Raw genomic sequence first — 20,033 nt, forward strand, 5'->3', positions numbered from 1 at the left:
CATTCCGGTGGCCGGAGCGGCCGAACGACGGAATTCGACGTTATTCGGCCCTGATGGCCCCTTATGTGCTCCGCATAATGTGCCGACACGGCAGCGGGAGGCGTGGCCCGGGGGAATTCCAGGAGTCTCATGTCCGGTTCGGCGCGTTCTCTGTCGGGCGTGCGCGGCATCGCGTGGAGCCTCGTGGACGAACTGACCCGGCGGCCCGGTGGCCAGGGCCGTGAACTGCCCGTGGTGGTGGCGCTGGGGCCGCGGGGCAGCGGGAAGACCGCCCTGCTCGACCAGATCCGGGACCGGTGCGCGAATCAGGTGCCGTCGGCGCTGCTGGACTTCCAGGAGACCGGCGACGCGCGGCCGAGCAGGGTGCTCACCGGGTTGGCATTCGATTTGAGCCGGTACGTGCCGCAGTTCGGCCGGATGGCGTTCCCCCGGCTGTGGCTGTGCGCGCTGGTGCTCGCGGGCAACCTGAACACCGCGGACCGGCCCAAGGCGCTCGCCGGGCTGAACGAATTGATGACCAAGGACCGGCCGCTGGAACGGCACCGGGCACAGGTGCTGGACCTGGCCCGGCTGGCCGGTGAGGCGGGCGGCCTGCCCGGCTGGGCGCCGGACGCGACCAACACCCTGCTCAACGGCCTCAACGTGCTGTCACGGTGGCGGATGCTGCGCTCGGTGCGCAAGCTGTCCAAAGGCTCCCCGCGCGACCCGCGCGACCTCCTGGTGGACCTGAACAAGAACGACAAGGGCTCCCCCGCCGACCGCCGCGCGGTGGACGACATCGTGTTCGACGCGTTCCTGGCCGACCTGCACCAGGCGTTCACCGGCGGGCTGCACCGGCTGCAGCGCACCGCGAACTGCGTGATCCTGCTGGACAACGCGCACACCGCCGAGGGACGGGCGTTCCTGGCCGCGCTGCTCGCCGCCCGCCGCCGGTCCGGCACCCGCGCCGACCACGCGGCGGTGTTCGCCACCAGCCGTACCTGGAACGTGGAGTGGAACGGCGCGTGGCGGCGTCCGGGCACCCCGCCCAACGGCACCGACCTCCCGCTCCCCCGCACCGCGGGCGAAGCCGACCGGGACAGCCGCACCCGCACCGACTGGGACCAGTGGTACCTGGTGGGCCTGGGGCACCTGGACGACGCCGCCACCGAGGACGTGGTGTCGCAGGCCGGGGTCGACCTGCCCGCCGGACTGCCGTACCGGCTGACCCGCGGCCACCCCGGCGGCCTGCGCACCCTGCTGGACGTGGTCGCCCGCCAGGAGGAACCGCCGCGCGGGCAGGCGTTGCGCGGGCTGCTGTCGCTGCCCGCCGACCCGGACCGGCCGGTGTCGCTGGCCGACGAGGCGCTCGACGCGCTCGTCCAGGACCTGCCGCCGGCGCTGCGCGAGGACCTGGTCACCGCCTCCGCCGGGCGCGGCATCGAGTTCCTGTCCGAACCGACCGTGCTGGCGTCCGCGCTGCCCGACGGCGGCGGCGCGCTCTACGCGTTCCTGGTGAACAACTTCCTGCTCGCCCTGGAGCCCGACCAGGACGGCGGCACGCGCCCGGTGCTCGACCCGTGGCTGCGCACCCTGCTGCTGCACCGGCTGTCGCGCCGGGCCGAGGACGGCCCGGTCGGCTGGACCGCCGTGCACCGCCGCTGCCGCGAGTACTACGAGGGGCTCGGTCTGACCACCGAGGCGAGCTACCACGACCTGGCGCTCGGTGACGTGGGCGCGGTGGTGACCGCGCTCGCCGGCCCGTTCGCCGAGGCGGACCGCCCGCTGGACCAGCCGACCGCGCGGGCCTGGCTGCGCGACCTCGACCTGATCACCTCCGCGCCGAACCGGCCGGCACCCGACGCCGACCCGCTCACGCAGGTGGAGCGGCTGATCGAGGACGTGCCCGCCGCCGACGCCACCCTGGCCCGGCTGGTCGCGTCGCTGTGGCTGTCCGGCGACCCGCTCGGCGACCCCGGCGACACGCTGCGCGGACGCATCGAGCACGCGTACAGCGCGCTCGCCCAGCACCGCGGCCAGGGCTCGATCCTGCTGTACGACCGGGCGGAGAGGTATCGCGCATGAGTCCGAACGTCCCACGGTCCCCGTTGCACAGGTACCTGGTGGTCGGCCTGGTCGTGGTGGTCGTCGCCGTGCTGGTGGGGGTCTACCTGTTCGCCCGGGACCGGTTCGAGCGCTGCGACGGCCGGGACGACGTGCGCAAGGCGCCCAACGGCGAGTGCGTCGGGGTGACCGCGGCCGACAGCGACTTCGACGAGCCGGAGCTGACCGGCGTCATCGACCGGATCCGGGCGGCGAACGAGGCGGCGCGGGCCGACGAGCAGTTCGTCAGCGTCGCGGTGTTCCTGCCGATGAGCACCTCGGCGGAGGGCATCGCGACCGACGAGTGGGTGCGCAACCAGTTGCAGGGCTCCTACCAGGCGCAGGTGACGTTCAACAAGGACGCCCGGCCGAAGGTGCAGCTGCTGCTGGCCAACCCGGGCAGCGACATGAGCCGGTGGCCGCAGGTCGTGGCGGAGCTGGACCGGCGGCGCTCCGGCCCGGACCACCTGGTGGCGGTGACCGGCATCGGGTTGAGCCTGGGCCACGCCCGCGAGGCCATGCGGCGGATGTCCGAGCTGCGCATCCCGATGGTCGGCTCCACCATCACCGCCGACGACCTGAGGGACATCCCCGGGCTGCTGCGCCCCGCGCCGACCAACGAGCGGCAGGCCCGTGCGGCGGCCAACCACGCGAAGCGGACCGGCGCCACCAAGGCGCTCCTCGTCACCGACACCAACGGCAAGGACCTGTACCCGTCGACCCTGGCCTCGGCGTTCCGCGCGGGCTTCGGCGACGACACGCACCGCGTACTGCCCCGGGAGCAGCAGTACGACTCCGGCCTGGGCAGCGTGGAGAACGCGTTCACGCTGATGCTGCCCAACATCTGCGCGACCGACGCGGACCTGGTGTACTTCGCCGGGCGGGGCCGGGACCTGGTCCGCTTCGTCGGGCGACTGGCCACCCGGCTGTGCCAGGACCGGGTGATCCACATCCTGACCGGCGACGACCTGTCCGCCGAGCAGTTGCGCGGCGACCAGTTCCGGCAGGGCCTGGACGCCGGGGTGGAGGTCGTCTACACCGATGTGGCCGACGAACGGGCGTGGGAGGCGGACCGGCGCAAACCCGAGCCGGAGCGCCGGTTCCAGGAGGCGGCGGTCAAGCGCTTCCTGGGCGACGACCAGTCGCCGGACATGTGCTTCCGGTGCATGTTCGGTACGGCCTCGCTGGGCGACGACGGCGGGATCATGGCCTACGACGCCATGCTGACCGCCACCACGGCGATCCAGCGGGCGTCGGGCGTGCCCGGTCAGCGGGTGACGACGGCCGAGGTGCTCCAGACGTTCCACTCGCTCAACGGGGAGAGCTCGATCGCCGGTGCCAGCGGCCTGCTGTCCTACGACAACGACGGCACCGCCCACCAGAAGGTCGTCCCCCTGCTCAAGCTCGACCGGTCGGGCAAACCGGAGTTCGTGGCGCTGGTGACCGACTAGGGCACTCCGCGCGGCCACCGGCGGGTGATGCGGTGGAACGATCCGGTGACCGCACACCACCACGAGATCAGCGGTGTCGTCCACGGGACGGGCCGGCGCTGATCCTGCTGGACAACGCGTCGACAGACGACCAGGTGCGCCCGCTGCTGCCGGGCGACCCCCGGCACCGGGTGCTCGTCACCAGCCGGCACGTGCCGGCCGACCTGCCCGCGCGGCTGTTCGAACTCGACGTGCCGCCGCAGGAGGAAGCGGTGGAGCTGGTCGGGGCGGCACTGCGCACGGCCCGACCGGACGACGACCGGGTGCGGACCGCCGCGGCGGACGTGGCCGAACCGGTCGGGCTGGGCGCCCGACTGCCCCTGGCGTTGCGCATCGCGTCGGTCATCCTGGCGAGCGCCACCGGCCGGCCGGTAGCGGAGTCGACCGCCGCTGACGGCGGGAACGGCGGCGGGTCGGATCGACGGTGCTCAGTCGCGGCGAATCGGATCGGCGGTGCTCAGTCGCGGCGCGCCGTGGCCGTACGAACCGCCGCGGCGCTGACCGGCGAGGACGGCGGCGAGCCCGAGCAGGCTGCCGCTCAGCGTGGTGAGCACCGCGACACCCCCGACCAGCAGCGGCCCGCCCGCGTCGCCGAGTTCGCGGCCCACCTCGGCGCTGCCCATGGTCTGCCCGAGGCGTCCGGGCGGGGTGGCGGCGGCCAGGGCGGCGAAGGCCAACGGTGTGACGACGCCGGTGCCCACGCCGATCACGACGGCGGCGGCGAAGGTCGTGGGCAGCACCGGCAGGGTGGCGGCGATCGTGTAGCCGGCGGCGGCCAGCAGCAGACCGGTGGTCATGCCGGTCGTGCCGCGCAGGCGTCCGGCGTCCCGCGCCCGGCCGACCGCGGGTTGGACCAGTGCCGCCGCCGCGGCCATCGCCGACACCGCGAGACCGGCGACCAGCGGGCCCGTGCCGGTGTGCACGGGCAGGAAGCCGACGCCGACGGCCAGTGCGGCGGTGGTGGCGGCCAACGCGGCGGTCGGGGGGAGGAAGCCCGGGTGGGTGAGCCCGCGGGACAGGTCCAGCAAGGTCTGCCGGGTGCGTGGCAGCGGCGGCACGGCGGGCACGGCGAGTGTCGCCCACACCGCGACGGCCACGGCCGGCGCCGCGAGGGTCGTGAACAGCAGCCCGAAGCCGCCCAACGTGATCAGCGCGCCGCCGAGCAGCGGCCCGAGGGTGTAGCCGAGTCCTTTCCACGCCCCGTACCCGCCGAACGCCCGACCGTGGCCCTCGCTCGGTGTGAGGCGTGCGACCAGTGCGCTCGCCGCCGGGGAGAACGCCGCGGCTGCCGCGCCCTGCCCCAGCCTGGCCAGGCCCACCGCGCCCGCGTCGCCCGCGAGCACGAAGGCCGCCGAGGCGACCGCGAACGCCGGCAGGCCGCCGAGCAGCACCGGGCGTGGACCGATGCGGTCGGCGAGTGAGCCGAAGACCGGCTTGAGGACGATCTCCGCGCCGTCGTACACGGCGAGCAGCAGGCCGAGGGTCAGCAGGGACGTCTGCGTGTAGCCGCCGAGCCCCGCCGCGATGCAGTGCGCGCCGAACGCGGTCACGAAACCCGCCGCGTACAGGGGGAAGAGGGCGCGCATACGGTCTCCGCCTCGGTCAGGCCACGACGAGCCCGCAGTTGCCGCACGGACCTCACCCAGCGACCCGTCGACTTCCGGCGCGGAATCGTGCTAGTTTTCATGTGTAAGAACTTTCTGACATGTGAAGGGAAACCCTGACGATGACGCGGCCGACCGGTGACGACCTGGTCGAGGTGCTGGCGGCGCTGGCCAACCCGCTGCGGCTGCGGATCGTCGCGACGCTCGCGGGCGGCCGGGACTACGTCAGCCACCTGGCCCGCGAGATCGGCATCAGCCGTCCCCTGCTGCACATGCACCTCCAGCGGCTGGAGGCGGCCGGGCTGGTGGTCGGCAGCCTGGAGCTGTCCGAGGACGGCAAGGCCATGAAGTACTACGAGGTCGCCGACTTCGACCTCCGACTCACCGCCTCGACGCTGGCCGAGGCGGCCCGCACCCTCACCGACCCCGAGAAGGGGCCCGGACGCAAGGAGCGTTCCCGATGAACCCCATCGCGGCAGGGACCACGGCGTGGCCCGACGCGGTCCTCACCATCGGCCTGGCCTTCCTGGGCCTGGTCTTCGTCCTCTACCTGTTGCAGAGCTACCTGGACGTCCGCAAGACGAAGGTTAAGGCCGACCAGGAGGAGGGCCTGCGGCAGCTGGTGCGCCGCTACGAGCAGCTCGCCGAGAACACCCTGGACGCCCAGCAGCGCACCGCCACCGACGTGGCCGAGCTGCGCACGCGCACGGCGTCGGTCGAGCAGATCCTGCGGACCGTCGAATGAAGGCCGTGGCCTACGACCGGTACGGGACACCGGACGTGCTGGAGTTCAGAGACGTCCCCGAGCCCGTGCCCGCCGACGACGAGGTGCTGGTCCGCGTGCACGCCACCTCGGTGAACTTCGCCGACTGGCTGTTCCTGCGCGGCTCGCCGCGCGTGCTGCGGCTGGGCGCCGGGTTGCGCCGGCCGAAGGCACCGGTCCTGGGCACCGACCTGGCCGGTCGGGTCGAGGCGGTCGGCGCGGCGGTGACCGGCCTGCGACCCGGTGACGAGGTGTTCGGTTCCGGCCGGGGCGCGTTCGCCGAGCTGGCGGTGGCCAAGGCGACGCACCTGGTGGCGAAGCCGGCGGGCCTGTCGTTCGAGCAGGCGGCGGCCGTGCCGATGGCCGGGCTGACCGCACTGCACGGGCTGCGCGCGGCGGATGTGCGAGCGGGGCAACGGGTTCTGGTCAACGGCGCGGCCGGTGGCGTCGGCACGTTCGCGGTGCGGCTGGCCAAGGCGCGGGGCTGCCGGGTGACCGGGGTGTGCAGCGCGGGCGGCGGCGAGCTGGTGCGGTCGATCGGCGCGGACCACGTGATCGACTACGGCGCCCGCGACTTCACCCGTGAAGGGGCGCGCTACGACGTCATCCTGGACAACGTCGGCAACCACGCGCTGTCCGACCTGCGCCGGGCGCTCACGCCGAAGGGCACGCTGGTGCTCAACAGCGGGCGCGGCGGGCGGTGGCTGGGCAGCGCGCCCCGGATCGTCCGGGCGCTGGCGACGTCGCTGTTCACCGGGCAGCGGCTGAAGGTGTTCTTCTCCGCGGTGAACGCGGCCGACCTGGCCGAACTCGCCGCACTGGTCGAGTCCGGCCGGGTCGTGCCCGTGGTGGGGCGGACCTTGCCGCTGGCGCGGGCGGCCGACGCGTTCGCCTACTTCGGCGAGGGCCACGCCAGGGGCAAGGTCGTCGTCACGGTGTGACGGCTACGGCCGGGTCACCGGTCCGGGCAGGTGGTACAGGTAGGACCCGACCCACTCGACGGTGTCGCGCGGCCGGTCCTGCGGTCGGGTGGGCACGAAGTTCGCCGCGTCGTCGATGCTCCCGCTGCCGTCGTACCGCGCCTGCAGCGGGTACGGGAACACCGGGCGGGTGCGGGTCACGGTGCCGTCCCCGGCCAGGGCGGCGGCGACCACCCGGTCCGGCGCGACGCCGTCCTCGGTCCACTCGACCAGCTGCGGCAACGGGTCGAACGTGTTCAGCGTGTCTCCCCCGGCGCAGTGGTACATCGACGGGACCATGAAGACCCGGGCCCACTCCTGCGTCGCGGCCGGGCCGCCGCTGCGCCGGGTCAGGCGCTCGTAGTAGTCCAGCAGACCCGCCGGCGGGATGCCCTGGTCGTTCCAGCCGTGCCAGAGGATCAGCTTGCCGCCGGCCCGGCGGAACGCGCCGAGGTCGAGGCTCAACGCGTTGGCGCGGACGCCTTCCGCGGCCAGCCGGTGGAACTCGCGGGAAGTGAACCGGACGTCGGCGAGCGAGCTGTGCGGGGTGCCGATCGGGTAGCCCATGTACCGCAGGTAGTTGTCGCCGAGCAGCGCGGCGATGGAGCCGCCGAACTCCGGGACCGGGGTGAGCCAGCCGTTCCAGGCCAGTTCCGAGCCGGGTTCCTGACCGGCCGGGTAGAGCAGCCGGCCCTTCTCGTCGGTCGGCCCCCGGTAGAGCTTTCGCACGGTCTCGACCTGGGCCGGGGTCAGGCAGGTCGGGGTGTCCGTGCCGGGTGCGCATTGCACGGACGCCGGGTCGAAGTCGCAGCGGCGCGGGTCTTCGAGTTGTCCGTCGACCAGGCCGTCCAGGTTGTCGCAGCGGGCCAGGACGGCGTCGTGCAGCGCGGGCAGCTTGTCGACGTCCAGGATCGGCTTGCCCGCCTGGTCGGTGTTGGTGCGCGCGAGCCAGGCCTGGTAGAGCGCCAGCGGTGCCATGTAGTTGGCCGGTGCGGCGGAGATGACGCCGTCGAAGTCGTGCGGGTAGCGCTGGGCCAGCAGCAGCGCCTCCCGGCCGCCGTTGGAGCAGCCGTCGAAGTAGGAGACCTTCGGCGCGGCTCCGTAGTACTCCGCGATCAGGCGCTTCGAGGCCAGCGACACGACGTGCGGGGCGCGGAAGGCCCAGTCGTCCCGGGCGGCCCGGTCCTGCGCGGCCCACTTGCCGTCCACCGAGGGGAATGGCGGGTTGCCGACGTGCCCGTCGTCGGTCGTGGCGACCGCGAAGTCACCGGATTTCGGTGCGCAGGAACGGATCGCGGGCGGCGCGAGCTCGCCGCAGAACCCGCCGCAGCCGAGCTGGAGGTAGCGGCCGGAGTAGGTGGTGGGCAGCTTGAGTTGGAACCGCACCTTCGGCTCGACGTGACCGCGCACGTCGCAGTGCTCGGGTTCCGCCCCGGCCGGCACCAGCGCGGCCTGCTCGACGTGGGCCTTGGTGCCGGGTATGGCGTAGCCGCCGATCAGGTCACCGCAGCCGCGGACCGGACCGGCCTGGATCGGTTGGGCCGCTTGGGTTTGCTGGGCCGCTTGAGTTTCTTGGGCCGCTTGGGTTTTCTGGGCGGCTTGGCCGGCCGGCCCCGCCGCGACGGCGGTCCCCGGTGCGGCCACTGACGACACCGCTATCGCGATCGCCGCCAGGAACACGTGTTTCCTCAACGTCCTCACCCCCGAGTGATCGTTCAGACGCACTGCTCAGGGGTGTCCCCTGTCGTGATACCCCCGGTGCACAGCCAACCACAGGGGTACGACAACGCCGAGAGGAAAACCGGGAGCGCCGGACCGCGGCCCCGGTGCAGATGTGTGCCGGCGTCGGTGACCGGGCACGCGGAAGCGCCGGAACCGGGCCACCGACGTCTACCCCGGCTGGTCCGCCAGGTGGTTGGCCCGGGCGGTGAGGTGGCGGCGTTCGGGCGCGCTGGTCGCCCTGCGGGCTGCCTCCCGGTACGCGACGGCCGCCGCCGGGAGGTCGCCGGCGAGTTCGAGCAGCTGGGCCCGCACCGCGTAACGGCGGTGGTGGTCGGCCAGGCGCTTGTCCCGGGTCAGTGCGTCGACCAGTTCGAGGCCCGCTCGCGGGCCGTGGACCATCGCGGCGGCCACCGCCCGGTTGAGGGTGGCCATCGGGTTCGGTGCGGCGAGGTCCAGCAGTTCGTACAGGGCGAGGATCTGGGGCCAGTCGGTGGACTCCGCGTCCTCGGCCTCGGTGTGCACGGCGGCGATGGCGGCCTGGATCTGGTACGGGCCGACCCGGCCCCTGGGCAGGGTCCTGCTGATCAGGGCGATGCCCTCGTCGACCAGGTCGCGGTCCCACCGGGTCCGGTCCTGCTCGGCCAACGGGACCGGGCTGCCGTCCGGGGCGGTGCGGGCCGGCCGGTGGGCGTCGGTGAGCAGCATCAGCGCGAGCAGGCCCGCCACCTCGGCGTCGTCGGGGAGCAGGCCGGCGAGCCGGCGGGTCAGCCGGATGGCCTCGTCGGACAGGGCCGGGGCGGTGAGGTCGGCGCCGTCGGTCGTGGTGTGGCCCTCGTTGAAGACCAGGTAGAGCACGTGCAGGACGGCTCGCAGCCGTTCGGCCCGGTCGGCCGGTGCCAGGGTGCCGAAGCCGGTGTCCTTGACGGCCTGCTTGGCGCGGCTGATGCGCTGCGCCATGGTGCTCTCCGGCACCAGGAACGCGGCGGCGATCTGGGCCGTGGTCAGCCCGCCCACCGCGCGGCAGGGTCAGCGCCACCCGGCTCGGCTCGGACAGCGACGGGTGACAGCACAGGAACACCAGCGCGAGCGAGTCGTCGCGGTGCACGTCCAGGTCGGCCGGCGGGCCGAGCAGCTCGGCCTGCGGGGTGGCGGCGAGTTCGCGCCTCCGGCGGGCCTGTTCGGTGCGGACCAGGTCGACCAGGCGGCGCGCGGCGACGGTCACCAGCCAGCCGCGCGGGTTGGCGGGGACGCCCTCGCCGGGCCACTGGGTGGCCGCGGCGAGCAGCGCCTCCTGCACGGCGTCCTCGCACGCGTCGAATCGGCCGTAGCGGTGCACCAGCGCGCCGAGGACCTGCGGCGCGAGGTCGCGCAGCAGGTCCTCGACGCGGCGGGGCACGGTCACGCCTGCGGGGACTCGTGCAGGATCGGCCACAGTTCCACCGGGTCGACGTCCGCGAACGGCATGTCGGCGGCGATCTCGCGGGCCCGTTCCTCGCTCTCCACGTCGAGCAGGTAGAAGCTCGCGATGTACTCCTTGGTCTCCAGGTAGGGACCGTCGGTGACGGCGGCGACGCCGTCCACGCGGCGGACCATCCGGGCGGTGACCGCGTCGCCGAGGCCGTACGCGCCGAGCAGTTCGCCGCTGTCGCGGTACTTGGCGTTGAACGCCTCCTGCTTGGCGATCGCGTCGGGCCACTGCTCGGCCGGGAAGGCGTCCCACTTCTCCTGGTTGCCGTAGATCATCATCAGGTACTTCACGTCGGTCGTCCTCCTCGGTCGGCGCGCCCCCGCGGCGCGCTGTCGACCCTCAGTCGGAGCACGCCGTGCCCCGCTCGACATCCGGGCCAGGATTTTCCCGGAATTTTTCGCCCCGATCATGGTGGGGACGTCCGCGGTCAGGTGCGGCGCGGGGACAGGCCGTCCAGGACGCGGGCCAGGCCGTAGGCGAAGTTCTCCTCGCGCCGGCGGGTCGGCTCCTGGTCGGCGTTGGCCCCGAAGTGGGCCCGCAGGTGCGGGAAGGGCTCCATGGCCTGGCCGAGGGACGGTCCGAACCGCCGGTACCAGTCCTGTTCGGTCTGGCCGCTGCGCGCCAGCATGGTCAGCCAGGCCGCTTCGTTGAGGCCGGTGCCGATGACGAAGGCGACGACCGTGCTGATCGCCGGCCCGGCTTCCGCCGGGGGGAAGCCGGCCTCGTCGAGCATGGCCATCATGCGCTCGTTGAGGCGCATCACGTTGGGCCCCAGGTAGGACAGGCCGACCTGGCCCAGCACGGAGGCGATCCACGGGTGGCGCAGGATCATCGACCGGATGCTGTGGGCGCAGGTGGTGGCCGCGCCGCGCCAGTCGGCCGGGTCGGTGTCCGGGATGTCGATCTCGCCGTAGACCTCGTCGACGACCAGTTCGATCAGCTCGTCGCGGTTGGCCACGTGCCGGTACAGGGAGGTGGCGCCGGCTTCGAGCCGGGTTCCCAGCCGCCTCATGGTCAGCGCGTCGAGGCCCTCGGCGTCCAGCAGCCGGACCGCCTCGGCCACGATCTGCCGCCTGCTCAGCGCGGGTTGTTCGCGGGAGCGGCGCGGGCGGGTCCACACCGAGGGGATCTCGTCGGTCGACATTCCCCGACTCTAGCGCACGGCATACGCATTTGCGCACAACGTTCCGTCGTGCGTACGTTGTTCGCATGGACGGAACAGTGTTCGCAAGAGCTGGGGAGTGATCATGTCCGACAACCGCCACCCGCGCCGATGGTGGATCCTGGTGGTGCTGTGCCTGAGCACGTTGGTGCTGGTGATCGACAACATGGTGCTGACGGTCGCGGTGCCGCCGCTGACCGCGGACCTCGAGGCGAGCGCGCAGGACATCCAGTGGGTGCTGGACTCCTACATGCTGGTGTTCGCGGGTCTGCTGCTCACCGCCGGCAGCCTCGCCGACCGGTTCGGGCGGCGGAAGGTGATGGTCGTCGGGCTGGCGCTGTTCGGGGTGGCGTCGGTGGTGGCGACCGTCGCGTCCAGTCCGGGCGAGCTGATCGCCGCACGGGTGGTGATGGGCGTCGGCGGGGCGCTGGTCATGCCGAGCACGCTGTCGATCCTGATCACGGTGTTCGACGAGGACGAGCGCCGCAAGGCGATGGCCGCGTGGAGCGCGGTGGCCATGGTGGGCCTGATCGGCGGCCCGGTGCTGGGCGGTGCGCTGATCGCGTGGTTCTGGTGGGGTGCGGTGTTCCTGATCAACGTGCCGGTCGCGGTGCTGGCGATCGTGGCGGCGCTGTGGCTGATGCCGGAGTCGCGTGGCCCGTGGCAGAAGCCCGACCCGTTGGGCGCGGTGCTGTCGGCGGTCGGCATGACCGCGCTGGTGTGGATGATCATCGAACTGCCGCAGCACGGTTTCGCGCACCCCGACACGCTCGTCGCGCTCGCCATGGCGGTGCTCGGGCTGGCCGGGTTCGTGGTGTGGGAGCTGCGCACGTCGTCGCCGATGGTGCCGCTGGAGCTGTTCCGGAACCGGGACTTCAGCGGTGGCAGCCTGTCGCTGACGCTGGTGCAGATCGGCAACGGCGGCCTGCTGCTGGTGCTCACCCAGTACCTGCAGTTCGTGCTGGGCTACTCCCCCACGCAGGCCGGCCTGGCGTTCATCCCGATGGCGTTGGCGTCGCTGGTGTTCAACTCGCTGGGGGCGGCGCTGGGCAGCCGGGTCGACAACCGCACGCCGGCCGTGGGCGGGATGGTGGTGATGGCGGCGGGGTTCGGCCTGCTGGCCACGCTCACCACCGGCGAGGGCGTCGCGACGCTGGTCACCGCGCTGGTGCTGCTGGGCGCGGGCGGCGGCCTGGCGATGCCGGCGGCGATCGCGGCCCTGATGGGCGCCGTGCCGCCGGCGCAGGCCGGTGTGGGTTCGGCGCTCAACGACACCATCCAGCAGATGGGCGCGGCGCTGGGCGTGGCGGTGCTGGGCAGCGTGGTGGCGGGCAGCTACACGGCGGCCATGCCGTCGTCGGTGCCCGAGCGGGCCAGGCAGTCGATCGGGGACGCGATGGGCACGGGTGACGCGGTGGTGGCCGACACCGCTCGGGCGGCGTTCTCCGATGCGATGTCCACCGCGTTCGTGGCCGGTGCGGTGGGCGTGCTGGCGGCGGCGGTCCTGGCGGCGTTCGTGATGCGCGGGCGCAGGCCCGCCCCGGAACCCGAGTTGGCGCCGGTCGGCTGAGGCCGCCGCGTTCTGCCGCACCGCTCCGGTTTCCGCCGGGGCGGTGCGACGCCGTGCCGCAGGAGGGTGCCGGTTCCGGTGCGGCGGAGCGGGTTCGGGACCGGTGATCGGTTTCGGCGGCGCACCGGCCAGGATGTGGTGATGTTGCTCAGTGACTCGGATCTGGCGGTGTTGGCACGGCTGGTGCGCGCGCAGGCGGATGCCCCAGTGGTGGACGCGGCGGTGGACGCGGTGGACGTCCTGCGGGTGGAGCTGCACATCGGGGTGGACGCCGCCGGCCGCCGGTTCCTGACCCGGGGCCCGGTGCCGGCTTCGCCCGACGCCTTGCGGCCGAGCGCGGAACCGCCGGGCTCCGAACGGACGGACCGCGAGCCTCCGGGCTCGCAACGCACTGGATCAGCATCGGCGTCGACGGGATCGGCACCGGCACCGGCACCGGCGGGCTCGGCACCGGCGGCCGGGCGACAGCCGACCTCGGAACGGGTGGCACCGGATGCCGGGCGGTGGCGGGGATGTCTGCTCGCCGGGGCCGTGGCGGACGCGTTGGGCGCTCCGGTGGAGGCGATGCCGATGGAGCGGATCCGGGAGTTGGCCGGCCCGCGCGGGGTGACGGGGATGCTCGCGAACCCCGACGGGGTCGGCCGGATCACCGACGACACCCAGATGACGCTGTTCACGCTGGAGGGCCTGATCCGCGCGCACACCGTGCTGCGGCGGGAAGGCCGGGCCGATGTCGCGCACTCGTTGCAGATGGCCTACCAGCGCTGGCTGCACACGCAGGGCACGCCGTGGCCGCGGGCACGGGGTCCGCGCGACTCGTCGGACGCCCCGGACGGCTGGCTGGTGCGGGTGCCGGGGCTGTTCAAGCGCCGTGCGCCGGGTGCGACGTGCTTCTTCACGCTCCAGGAGTACGGCAAGTCCGGTCGGACGGGGTCGGTGGCCCGGCCGCCGAACGACTCGAAGGGCTGCGGCGGGGTGATGCGGGCGGCTCCGGTGGCGCTGTGGTCGGACGACCCGGACGTGGTGTTCGAGGTGGCGGCCGAGTCGGCGGCGATCACGCACGGACACCCGTCGGGCTACCTGCCGGCGGGTGTGCTGGCGGTGACGGTGCACGGTCTGCTGCGCGGCGCGTCGCTGCGGGACGCGTTGGACGCGGCCCGTGCGCGTCTCGTGCGCTGGGATCGCCACGACGAGACGTCGGCGGCGCTGGACGCGGCGCTGTCGCTGGAGGGCCCGCCGACGCCGGAACGAGTGGCACGGCTCGGTGACGGCGCGGTGGGCGAGTCGGCGTTGGCCATCGCGGTGTACGCGGCGGTGTCGACGGACGGCCTGGGGGCGGCGCTGCTGGCGTCGGTGAACCACGGCGGGGACAGCGACTCGACCGGAGCGGTGTGCGGCAACCTGGTCGGCGCGCTGTACGGCGAGGACGCCATCGACCCGCTGTGGCTGGCGCAGCTGGAGCTGCGCGACGTGGTGACGCGGCTGGCGGACGACGCGCTGGTCGAGTTCGGGCCGGTCGCGCCGACCGGCGGTGACTGGGCGGTGCGCTACCCCACCCACTGACGCCTCCGGGTGACGCACCACCCCCCCCCGTTCGACCGACAGCCGATCACCGGCTGTTGCCAAACTAGGTTTGAGTTAGCTAGACTCAAACCATGTTCACGAGGGAAGAGGCACTGGACCGGGTCGAGGGGACGTCGGCGGCGACGCTGTTCGGACCGCCCGGGACCGATCCCGCCCGCCGGAAGGAGGCGCAGCGGCTGTACTGGGCGTTGGCCACCGTCCTGCACCCCGACCGGGTGGCCGTGGACGACGTCCGGGCGCACGCGGCGGCGGCCGGGTTGACCCGCCTCTACCAGGAGTGGCAGCAGGCGAAGCCGGTCGTGCTGCGCACCGCGAAAGGCGTCTACCGGGTCACGGAGCGTCACGCCGTGGGCAGCGTGGCGAACGTCTACCGCACCGATGGCCGCCACGTGGTGAAGATCGTGCGTGACCCGGCGCTCAATCCGTTGCTGCGCGCGGAGTGGGCGGCGCTGCGGGCGTTGCGGCGGTTCACCGACGAGCACCGTTGGCTGAGCCCGTACTTCCCCCGCATGACCGACAACGGGGACGTGGGGCGGGGCGAACGGGCGTTCACGGTGTTCGAGCCGCTGGTGGACGGGTTCGTGACGCTGGCCGAGGTGCGGCGGGCGTTCCCGGACGGCTTGGACGGGCGCGATTTCGCGTGGATGCACCGCAGGCTGTTGCGGGCGGTCGCGGCGGCGCACCGGGTGGGCCTGGTGCACGGCGCGATCGTCGTGGAGAACGTGCTGGTGCACCCCGAGCAGCACGGCATCGTGCTGGCGGGCTGGTCGTTCGGCGTGGAGGACGGGCAGCCGCTGCTGGCCACCGCGAAGTCCGTCGACTACCCGCCCGAGGTCGTCGCCGGCCGCCCCGTCACCGCGGCGACCGATGTCCACATGCTCCACGCGTTGATGTCGGACCTGTTGGCGCACGGCGAAACCAGGCAGCGCACGTTCGCGCGCGGCTGCATGCAGGACGATCCGGAGCGTCGCCCCGACGCCGTCGCCCTGCTGGAGGAGTACGACGAACTGCTCGACGAGCTCTACGGGCAGCGGGCCTTCCGCCCGTTCGCCCTCCCCGACCGGACAGGAGCATGACATGGGACACGGCAGGTGGGACGACAACGCCTACGCGGCGGCGAGGACCTTCCGCGCGGCCAAGGGCATCGACGACTTCGGCTACACGTCGAAGATGAGGTCGCAGCCGCAGGAGCGGTGGAAGGCCGACCCGTCGCTGGACCCGCTGGGCGTGGTGGCGCGGGAGTGCCGGGACTCCGCCGACCACGCCGACTCGACGCCGATCGCGGTGCTGTTCGACGTGACCGGGTCGATGGGCCGGGTACCGCAGATCATGCAGCGCAAGCTGGGCAAGCTGCACGGCCTGTTGCAGCGCAAGGGCTACCTGACCGACCCCCAGCTGATGTTCGGCGGCATCGGCGACGCGGACAGCGACCGGGTGCCGTTGCAGGTGGGCCAGTTCGAGTCGGACAACCGGATGGACGAGCAGCTGCGCACCATCTTCCTGGAGGGCAACGGCGGCGGGCAGAAGAGCGAGTCCTACGAGCTGGCCGCGTACTTCGTGGCCCGGCACGTGGTGACCGACGCGTGGCGGAAGCGGGGCCGCAAGGGCTACCTGTTCCTGATCGGCGACGAGCTGAACAAGCCCCGGCTGGAGGCCCGGCACATCCGCCGGATCATCGGCGACGACGTGCACCAGGACATCGACCCCGTGTCGGTGTACCGGGAGCTGAGCCGCAAGTGGCACGTGTACTTCGTGCTGCCGAAGCAGTCGTCCTACTACGACGACCCGCAGATCGCTGCGCACTGGCGGGACATCCTGGGCCAGAACTTCCTCAAGCTCGACGACCCCGGCGCGGTGTGCGAGCTGATCGCGGCCACCATCGGCATGGAGGAGCGGGTGGTCGACCTGGACCAGGCGCTGGTGGACCTGGCCGAGGTGGGGTCGGTGGCCGAACGCGACGCGGTGGGCAAGGCGTTGGTGCAGGTGGGGTCGAAGGCAATGGCGACGTCGGCCGCTCCCCCGGACCTGGACGGCCCGGACGACGTGACGCTGTCGTGAACGGGCACGTGGTCGTCGTCGGGCTGGGGTTCGGCGACGAGGGCAAGGGCGCGGTGGTCGACGCGCTGTGCCGGGACGGGTCGGTGTCGGCGGTGGTGCGGTTCAACGGGGGCGCGCAGGCCGCGCACAACGTGGTCGCGGACGGTCGGCACCACACGTTCAGCCAGTTCGGGTCCGGCACGCTCGCCGGCGTGCCGACCCTGCTGTCCCGACACGTCCTGGTGGAGCCGATCGCCCTGGCCGGCGAGTCGCGGGAACTGGCGGCGCTCGGCGTGGCCGACCCGCTGCGGCTGGTGAGCGTGGACGCCGACGCGCTGCTCACCACACCGTTCCACGTGGCGGCGAACCGGGCCCGCGAGGACGCGCGGGGGCCCGACCGGCACGGTTCGTGCGGCAAGGGCATCGGCGAGACGGTGTGGTACTCGCTGCTGACCGGCCGTGCGGCGGGCGAGGTGGTCGAGCACCAGGTCGTGCCGGGCACGCCCGGTGAAGCCCCGAGGGTGGGCGACTGCGCCCGACCGCGCGTGCTGCGGCGCAAGCTCGACGCGTTGGCGCGGTTCTACGAGCCGTTGATCGGCGACGGCACCTCGGTGGACGAGCTGGTGAGCCTGTACTCGGCGTTCGCGGACGCGGTGCGGGTCGTCGGAAGTGACGAGGTGGCGCAACTGGCCGACGCCGGGCGGCTGGTTCTCGAAGGCGCGCAAGGGGTTCTGCTGGACGAGCGGTACGGGTTCCACCCGCACACCACGTGGTCCACCGTGACGCCCCGCAACGCCCGCGAGCTGCTGGGCGGCCGTCCGGCACGGGTGTTGGGCGTGACGCGGACGTACCAGACGCGGCACGGCGCGGGTCCGCTGCCGACCGAGGACCGGGCGGTGCTGGACCGGTTCCCCGAGCGGCACAACGGGTCGGGCGAGTACCAGGGGGCGTGGCGTGCGGGGCACCTGGACGCCGTGCTGCTGCGGTACGCGGTGGCCGCGTGCGGCGGGGTGGACGGGCTCGCGGTGACGCACCTCGACGCCCGCGACCTCCGGGTGGCCGGTTCGTACACCACCGACGCCGGACCGTTCTCCCGGCTGCCCGCGCGACCGGACCTGACGGCGTTCTTGTCGGGCTGCACACCGGAACTGGCTCCGCTGGACGATCCGGTGACGTGGCTGGAGCGCGAGTTCGGCGTCCCGGTGGTGGTCACCGGGACGGGTCCGGACCGGGCCGACTACACCGTGCGCGTGCCCGTGCCGCTGTGAGGTGCGGGAGAATCCGGGGCATGGACGCGCCGAGGATCGAGTCGACGTTGGTGTCGGTGGACGTGCTCACGCTGCGGTTCGACGCCCGGGCGCGGACCGTGCTGCTGGGTGTCGCGCCGCGCGCGCTCGACCCGTTCGCCGGTGAGCCGGCGTTGCCCGGTGTGCTGTTGGGGCGGGGCGAACGGCTGCGGGACGCGGGGATCCGGGCGGTGACCGGCAAGCTGGGGGTGGCCGAGCGGGCGGTGACGGCGACGGGCCAGCTGACGACGTTCGACGAGCCGTCCCGCGACCCGCGGGGGCCGACGCTGTCGATCGCGCTGTGGGCGACCGTGGACCCGGCGCTGCTGGACGACGGGCCGACGTGGGCGCCGCTGGACGGGGTGCCGCACCTGGCGTTCGACCACGACCGGATCGTGGCCGACTGCCGCCCGATGCTGGCCGACCGGCTGTGGCGGGACGCCGCGTTCACGGCGGGCTTGCTGGGGCGGGAGTTCACCACGGCGCAGGCGTTGGACGTGACGGAGTCGCTGACCGGGGACCGCCCGTACCCGGCGAACCTGGGGCGGACGATGGACCGCGTGCCCGGCCTGGAGCGCACCGCCCAGCACGCGGCCGCCCTGCCCAAGGGCGGGCGGCCGCCGCTGGTGTGGCGCTGGACGCGGGACGAGGCCGCTCAGGGCAGCGTCGGCAGGTAGCGCGGCGCCTGCCGGGCGCGGGTGGCCCGTTCGAAGGCCGCCGCGAAGCGCAGCACCTTGGCGTCGGCGCGGTGGCCGGCCATGAACGACACCCCGATCGGCAGCGGCCCGGCGAAGCCCGCCGGGACCGACACGTTCGGGTAGCCCGCCGCGGCGGCGGGTGTGGACGTGCCCAGCACGTAGGCGTCACCGGCCGCGTAGTCGGTCTTCCACGCCGGCGAGTTGGTCGGGGCCATGATCACGTCCAGTTCGTGCGCCGCGAGCGTCTCGTCGATCGAGCGACGGGCCAGCGTGGTCGTGGTGCGGCGCTGTTCGCGGTAGGTCGGGTCGGTCGGCGGCGGTGCGTCGCGGGCCGCCAGGAACAGCTCCTGGCCGAACCTGCTCAGCTCGACCGGGTCCTGCTCGTTGAACGCGATGAGCTCGGACAGCGTGCGGGGTGCGCCCGGGCGGGTCGCCAGGTAGCGCTCCAGGTCGCGCTTGAACTCGGTGATCAGCGCCGGGAACTCGGCCGCGTCGATCCGGTCCTGGTACGGCAGTTCGACGTCGACGACGGTCGCACCGGCACGGCGCAGGGCGGACACCGAGTCCCGCACGACCCGGTCCGCCTCGGGGCTCGCGCCGGCCTTGCGCCACACGCCGATCCGCGCGCCGCGCAGCCCGTCCGACGACGGGGACGACGCCGCCCGGTAGTCGTCGCCGCGCCGGTCCAGGACGGACATCAGGATCGCGGCGTCCACGACGTGGCGGGCCATCGGGCCGGCGGTGTCCTGTTCGACCGAGATGGGCACGATGCCGTCCCCGCTGATGGCGCCGAGGGTCGGTTTGAGCCCGACGACGCCGTTCTGCCCGGCCGGGCAGACGATGGAGCCGTCGGTCTCGGTGCCGACCGCCACCTGCGCCAGGGACGCTGCGACGGCCGCGCCCGAACCGGACGAGGAACCGCACGGGTTGCGGTCCAGCACGAAGGGGTTGCCGGTCTGGCCGCCGGTGGCCGACCAGCCGGAGGTGGAGCGGGTGGAGCGGAAGTTGGCCCACTCCGACAGGTTCGTCTTGCCCAGCACCACGGCTCCGGCGGCGCGCAGCCGGCCGACGAGTTCGGCGTCGTCGCGGGGCGGCACGGACAGCGCCCGTGAACCGGCGGTGCTCGCCAGGCCCCGAGTGTCGATGTTGTCCTTGAGCAGCACCGGGATGCCGTCCATGGGTCCGCGCGCGTGGCCGCGCTTGCGGCGGCGGTCGCTGTCGGCGGCCTGCGCCAAGGCGGTGCTGTCGACCGCGAGCACCGAGCGCACCTTGCGGTCCACGGTGTCGATGCGGCGCAGGTAGGCGCGGGTCAGGTCGACGGAGGTCAGCGTGCCCGCGTCCAGCCGGCGGACCAGCTGCGGAATGGTCGCCGCGTCCAGGTCGAAGCCGACGCCCGTGCCGTGGGCGTGGGCGGGTGGGGCCACGAGGAGCACGGCCAGGGCCGCCGCGAGCAGTGAGCGCATGTCCCCCAGTCCAGCCCTGCGACCGGCGGCCGTAAACCCGCCATTGGTCGGAGTCTCGGGTCGTGCCCCTGCGGCAACGACCGGAACCGGCCACCCGACGAACCTCCCCCACCACCGCCCGCGAGCTGTCTGCGGCGACCCGCCG

At 73.3% G+C, this 20,033-nt stretch carries 17 protein-coding genes and 1 pseudogene; 11 read left to right on the plus strand and 7 right to left on the minus strand.

Going from position 1 to position 20,033, the window contains the following annotated elements:
• Positions 1-129: 129 nt before the first annotated feature.
• Both FHS29_RS22340 and FHS29_RS22345 read left to right on the plus strand, forming a co-directional pair.
• Positions 130-2,064 (plus strand): hypothetical protein, encoded by a 1,935-nt coding sequence (locus FHS29_RS22340; protein ID WP_184693486.1) that lies wholly within the window; start codon positions 130-132, stop codon positions 2,062-2,064.
• Positions 2,061-3,533: an ABC transporter substrate-binding protein gene (locus FHS29_RS22345; protein WP_184693488.1), complete on the plus strand. Its 1,473-nt coding sequence runs from the start codon at positions 2,061-2,063 to the stop codon at positions 3,531-3,533. Before FHS29_RS22340 ends, FHS29_RS22345 begins: the two co-directional genes overlap by 4 nt.
• Positions 3,534-3,600: 67 nt before the next feature.
• Here FHS29_RS22345 and FHS29_RS22350 read toward each other — a convergent pair whose 3' ends face one another.
• Positions 3,601-3,933 (minus strand): hypothetical protein, encoded by a 333-nt coding sequence (locus FHS29_RS22350; protein ID WP_184693489.1) that lies wholly within the window; start codon positions 3,931-3,933, stop codon positions 3,601-3,603.
• A gap of 67 nt (positions 3,934-4,000) precedes the next feature.
• Positions 4,001-5,158, minus strand: a complete 1,158-nt coding sequence (locus FHS29_RS22355) for an MFS transporter (protein WP_184693491.1) — start codon at positions 5,156-5,158, stop codon at positions 4,001-4,003.
• 140 nt (positions 5,159-5,298) lie between these two features.
• Between FHS29_RS22355 and FHS29_RS22360 the strand changes: the two genes are divergently transcribed.
• Genes FHS29_RS22360 through FHS29_RS22370 form a run of 3 tightly spaced genes read left to right on the plus strand, consistent with a single transcriptional unit; the run spans position 5,299 to position 6,880 of the window.
• Positions 5,299-5,640 (plus strand): ArsR/SmtB family transcription factor, encoded by a 342-nt coding sequence (locus tag FHS29_RS22360; protein ID WP_184693493.1) that lies wholly within the window; start codon positions 5,299-5,301, stop codon positions 5,638-5,640.
• Positions 5,637-5,921 carry a hypothetical protein gene (locus FHS29_RS22365; RefSeq protein ID WP_184693495.1) on the plus strand — a complete coding sequence of 95 codons (285 nt, stop codon included), beginning with the start codon at positions 5,637-5,639 and terminating at the stop codon, positions 5,919-5,921. The genes FHS29_RS22360 and FHS29_RS22365 overlap by 4 nt, the downstream gene beginning before the upstream one ends.
• A complete protein-coding gene (locus FHS29_RS22370; RefSeq protein ID WP_184693497.1) occupies positions 5,918-6,880 on the plus strand; it encodes an NAD(P)-dependent alcohol dehydrogenase in 963 nt (320 codons plus the stop codon). Before FHS29_RS22365 ends, FHS29_RS22370 begins: the two co-directional genes overlap by 4 nt.
• A gap of 3 nt (positions 6,881-6,883) precedes the next feature.
• Here FHS29_RS22370 and FHS29_RS22375 read toward each other — a convergent pair whose 3' ends face one another.
• From FHS29_RS22375 to FHS29_RS22390, 4 genes and pseudogenes are all read right to left on the minus strand, one after another.
• The gene (locus FHS29_RS22375) at positions 6,884-8,431 is read right to left on the minus strand and encodes a tannase/feruloyl esterase family alpha/beta hydrolase (RefSeq protein WP_184694122.1); all 1,548 of its coding nucleotides are present in this window, start codon (positions 8,429-8,431) and stop codon (positions 6,884-6,886) included.
• Positions 8,432-8,788: 357 nt separating this feature from the next.
• A pseudogene (locus FHS29_RS22380) lies at positions 8,789-10,022 on the minus strand (RNA polymerase sigma factor).
• Positions 10,019-10,378, minus strand: a complete 360-nt coding sequence (locus FHS29_RS22385; protein WP_184693499.1) for a YciI family protein — start codon at positions 10,376-10,378, stop codon at positions 10,019-10,021. Before FHS29_RS22385 ends, FHS29_RS22380 begins: the two are co-directional and overlap by 4 nt.
• Before the next feature lie 137 nt (positions 10,379-10,515).
• Positions 10,516-11,232, minus strand: coding sequence for a TetR/AcrR family transcriptional regulator (locus FHS29_RS22390; RefSeq protein ID WP_184693501.1), 717 nt, complete (start codon positions 11,230-11,232; stop codon positions 10,516-10,518).
• Positions 11,233-11,335: 103 nt separating this feature from the next.
• On the opposite strand from FHS29_RS22390, the gene FHS29_RS22395 reads away from it, so the two are divergent.
• The 6 genes from FHS29_RS22395 (at position 11,336) to FHS29_RS22420 (ending at position 18,404) form a co-directional block, all read left to right on the plus strand.
• Positions 11,336-12,820, plus strand: coding sequence for an MFS transporter (locus FHS29_RS22395; RefSeq protein WP_184693503.1), 1,485 nt, complete (start codon positions 11,336-11,338; stop codon positions 12,818-12,820).
• A gap of 141 nt (positions 12,821-12,961) precedes the next feature.
• Positions 12,962-14,383: an ADP-ribosylglycohydrolase family protein gene (locus FHS29_RS22400; protein WP_184693505.1), complete on the plus strand. Its 1,422-nt coding sequence runs from the start codon at positions 12,962-12,964 to the stop codon at positions 14,381-14,383.
• Positions 14,384-14,475: 92 nt separating this feature from the next.
• Positions 14,476-15,480: a protein kinase family protein gene (locus FHS29_RS22405; protein WP_184693507.1), complete on the plus strand. Its 1,005-nt coding sequence runs from the start codon at positions 14,476-14,478 to the stop codon at positions 15,478-15,480.
• Position 15,481: 1 nt separating this feature from the next.
• Positions 15,482-16,462, plus strand: a complete 981-nt coding sequence (locus FHS29_RS22410; protein WP_184693508.1) for a hypothetical protein — start codon at positions 15,482-15,484, stop codon at positions 16,460-16,462.
• Positions 16,459-17,709 (plus strand): adenylosuccinate synthetase, encoded by a 1,251-nt coding sequence (locus tag FHS29_RS22415; protein ID WP_184693510.1) that lies wholly within the window; start codon positions 16,459-16,461, stop codon positions 17,707-17,709. The genes FHS29_RS22410 and FHS29_RS22415 overlap by 4 nt, the downstream gene beginning before the upstream one ends.
• A 20-nt stretch (positions 17,710-17,729) precedes the next feature.
• Positions 17,730-18,404, plus strand: coding sequence for an NUDIX hydrolase (locus FHS29_RS22420; protein WP_184693512.1), 675 nt, complete (start codon positions 17,730-17,732; stop codon positions 18,402-18,404).
• On the opposite strand, the gene FHS29_RS22425 is transcribed toward FHS29_RS22420, so the two are convergent.
• Positions 18,383-19,888, minus strand: a complete 1,506-nt coding sequence (locus tag FHS29_RS22425; RefSeq protein ID WP_184693514.1) for an amidase — start codon at positions 19,886-19,888, stop codon at positions 18,383-18,385. The genes FHS29_RS22420 and FHS29_RS22425 overlap by 22 nt on opposite strands.
• Positions 19,889-20,033: the final 145 nt, after the last annotated feature.

This window comes from Saccharothrix tamanrassetensis (assembly GCF_014203665.1).
In the GTDB taxonomy this organism is placed as follows: Bacteria; Actinomycetota; Actinomycetes; order Mycobacteriales; family Pseudonocardiaceae; genus Actinosynnema; species Actinosynnema tamanrassetense.